Source organism: Desulfosarcina sp., assembly GCF_041551955.1.
In the GTDB taxonomy this organism is placed as follows: domain Bacteria; phylum Desulfobacterota; class Desulfobacteria; order Desulfobacterales; family Desulfosarcinaceae; genus Desulfosarcina.
The window spans coordinates 1-3122 of sequence record NZ_JBFELV010000536.1 but is presented as its reverse complement, the minus strand read 5'-3'; the positions used below and the strand labels follow the sequence as shown (position 1 = coordinate 3122).

General features: G+C 47.2%; 5 protein-coding genes. All 5 read right to left on the bottom strand.

Features of this window, described 5'->3' with window-relative positions:
• Nucleotides 1-275 precede the first annotated feature (275 nt).
• On the bottom strand, nucleotides 276-482 hold the full coding sequence (locus tag ABYV26_RS23740; RefSeq protein WP_372683828.1) for a hypothetical protein: 207 nt from the start codon (nucleotides 480-482) through the stop codon (nucleotides 276-278).
• A 229-nt stretch (nucleotides 483-711) separates the two neighbouring features.
• Nucleotides 712-1491 (bottom strand): PP2C family serine/threonine-protein phosphatase, encoded by a 780-nt coding sequence (locus ABYV26_RS23735; protein ID WP_155306158.1) that lies wholly within the window; start codon nucleotides 1489-1491, stop codon nucleotides 712-714.
• Between the two features lie 309 nt (nucleotides 1492-1800).
• On the bottom strand, nucleotides 1801-2049 hold the full coding sequence (locus ABYV26_RS23730; protein WP_372683827.1) for a YHS domain-containing protein: 249 nt from the start codon (nucleotides 2047-2049) through the stop codon (nucleotides 1801-1803).
• Between the two features lie 36 nt (nucleotides 2050-2085).
• Nucleotides 2086-2442 carry an SHOCT domain-containing protein gene (locus tag ABYV26_RS23725; RefSeq protein ID WP_155306156.1) on the bottom strand — a complete coding sequence of 119 codons (357 nt, stop codon included), beginning with the start codon at nucleotides 2440-2442 and terminating at the stop codon, nucleotides 2086-2088.
• 75 nt (nucleotides 2443-2517) lie between these two features.
• Nucleotides 2518-3122, bottom strand: a 605-nt coding sequence (locus ABYV26_RS23720; protein WP_372683826.1) for a periplasmic heavy metal sensor, incomplete at its 5' end; no start/stop codon positions are given.

Sequence of the window (3122 nt, the reverse complement as noted above, 5' to 3'; positions counted from 1 at the left end):
TGGTGCTCATACCACAAACCGGATCGGTTACCTTCTCTTCAACTGCAACAGCTTCGTCCGTTTGTTCCATTGTTTCCTCCCGGCGCTTCATATAGTTGGTAATTTAACGCCAATTTTCATGTCTGCAATCAATGGATGGCTATTTTTTCGTGGAAATAGTGTTTTGGTCTGTCGATCAGATTGATATTTTTAGGAGCCTTAAATAAATAGGATACATTCGAAAAAACATTTAAAAAATCAAGTGTAATACCTATTTATCTAAGAAATCACCATTACTATGCCATTCCTACCATACGAATATTTCCCGTCTGTTTATCCACCAACAGTCGTTGAATGGTGGAGCCGTCATGACGCACTATTCTGGCCAGATAATATCTGCCCTGGTTTTCGACCTGGTCGATTTTGAATTTTTCCCGGATTTCTTGGCTGATTTGCTTTTCTATTATTATTCGCGCCGTACCAGTGCTCATCCCGTCGAACATTTCTTGAACAACCTAATGACGCGGATCATGGGCTTTAGATGCCTTAGTTGCGTCTGAATCATCGGAAGGCAATATGTCAGCATAGGTTGTTTGGAAAAACTTGAGAATCTGTTTTTTGAGATTCATGATACGAACTCCTATTTTAGGGTGTAAATCATTTGCTGGGATGATTGTGTTGAAGCCATGGTTGCATTCATTGCTTGATGTCCGGTTAGTGGCGGCTAATACGTCAACATGTGACAACGATTGCCGTAATATTGTCGCGGGCGCCATTTCGCAGCGCGATTTTAACCAATCGAGCTGCCGTGTCAGCCGCAGTTGACTGTTCTTTCATTGCCTCGATAATTGAGTCTTCATTCAACGAACCAGTCAATCCATCGGTGCACAGTAAAAATTGGTCTCCAAGTTTAATATCGTCAATGCGTGAATCGACGAATTCTAAAACTTCCTCGGTCCCCACGACACGTGTAAGCAAGTGACGGAGAGGATGCCGGTAAGCCTGCGAAGGATCCACTTCCCCCTCGAAGATCATGTCCTGGACAAAGGTGTGATCGGTGGTCAGTTGGCTTAGACGTCCATTCCTGTGCCGGTAGATTCGACTGTCGCCGACGTGGGCGATAATGCTGTGGGTACCGTCAATCAGGAGGCAGGAAAGCGTGGTTCCCATATCCGTCATGGCTTTATGACGTCGTCCGTGTAACCGGATGTACCGATCGACACGGATAATCGCATCGACCAGACGATTACGGTACGAATAAGGCTTTTTCTTATCTACTATGCGCTTATTGGTAAAATATTCTTTGAGGTATTCACAGGCCAATTGGCTAGCGAGTTCCCCGCCCGGATGGCCGCCCATGCCGTCTGCGACAGCAAACAGACGTCCCCACGCTTTGCAAACAGTGAGCGTCTTGTCTTGATTCTGTGGCCTCCTCCCGATATGCGTGCATACTCCACATTCAATGGATAAAAAGTTGGGATTTAATGCCTGATTGTGGGGGTGGGCAGTCATATTAACCACCGCAGAATACGCCTTTATGACTTGGCATCCCAGCTTTCTGCTTAACGGCCCTCGTAGTGGTCCGTATCAACAGCTTTAGCATCAAAGCGATTAGAGACATGTCATTCCATCCCGATGCTTGACAGATGGCTTCGGCATCAATTGATGTCGATTGGAATCCGCCATTAGCTCCTTTGCAATCGTTTGCCAATTGGATATAGCTGTTGGGCTCTGATTTAACGACAAAACCAATTCGGTCAGCAAAAATTTTACCTCAATCGATGCTGCTGAATCATTCTTGTAAATTTTACCGTCGGATTCTTAGTGACATGCCGGAGGCCGTCCTCCGGTGGCTTTGTTCAGCCGGTCAAGATAGCGTTTCCAGAGTCCCTTCTTTTTCTTGGTTCCGGCATACTTTTGGGGATGGGTGTCGAAGGTTTGCTTGCATCTTTGCGCACAAAAATACACCTCAACACCGTTGTGGCACGTTTTGGCTGCCGCCGTTGCCGGGTCCAACGACATCCCGCAAACCGGATCGATAATTGTAGTGAGTTGTGTTTGAGTTGTCATTAGACACCTGCCTTTGTGAATTGAGGAATGTTAAGGCTACTCCAGCTCCCGTTTCATGGTCTGATATGGTGCATAGTCGATTTCACCCCGGTAGTAACGGTTCTTTAATATCTCCAAGACATCGAATGGTTTTTTGTTTTTTTGACTTCCCTCGGACCGCCTTCCGGTAACGAGACTGGAAACGACTATGGCGATAGCGGCGATCACGGAAATCCAGAAAAAAGTCATGATGATCCCCATGCCACCGCCTCCTATCGTCATGTGATGCGGCATGATCCAGTGTGCATTGCCAAAGCCGAAGCTGTTTTGATGGTTGACCAGAAACCAGATGGTACCTGCAATCAGTGCGATGGAGATGCCCAAGTTCAGCAGGGTAACGGTTTGTCTTCTCACATTAGCCTCCTCAGCATGTAAAACCGTTATTTTACGGGACGGTTAGATTTAGCCGCCCCAGAGCAGCCGTCCAAATTACCAGCAATATCCACGACTATAATCATATCCGGTTCCCCGGTAGTTTGCCGGCAGCAGCTTGCGGACTTCGAACTGGTGGGCCAGGACCTGCTCGTCTAAGTCACCACGCACGGAGGAGATTTCCTTCTGCAGATCGAAGATCTTGTCCTGATCTGGATCGACCTGCTCCCATTCCTTGCGAAGGGCAATCTCATTCTCTTCGATTCGATCGCGCAGTTCCCGCGTATATTTGTAGAATTTTTCTCGGGATGCACTTAGCCGGGCCGCGTCTTCGTCGGACAGATCGCCCCAGGCGCCATAACCGCGACGATAAGATCCCTCATAGGCATCCAATCTCATCATGTGAACGCCGTAGCCGGGACCCATCATGTGGTTTTCGTAATTGCCCATATGCGATCTGTATCCCCGACCACCGTGAGCAAAGGCGACAGCCGCAATTCCAAAAATCGAAACAGCTACCAATCCGAAAATGAAATTCTTGTTGATCTTCATGAAATTTCTCCTTTCTCTCTTGAATGAGCTTTTATGATCCGCTAAGCGCGGAACTGTATTGATGACCTGAATAAGGGCAAAGCATGTGCCAGCTGCAAAAAATGTTTTTT

Excerpts from the sequence above, each read along its gene's own strand:
- ABYV26_RS23730 (WP_372683827.1), bottom strand. The coding sequence starts at position 2,049 with ATGACAACTCAAACACAACTCACTACAATTATCGATCCGGTTTGCGGG.
- ABYV26_RS23735 (WP_155306158.1), bottom strand. The coding sequence starts at position 1,491 with ATGACTGCCCACCCCCACAATCAGGCATTAAATCCCAACTTTTTATCC.
- ABYV26_RS23740 (WP_372683828.1), bottom strand. The coding sequence starts at position 482 with ATGTTCGACGGGATGAGCACTGGTACGGCGCGAATAATAATAGAAAAG.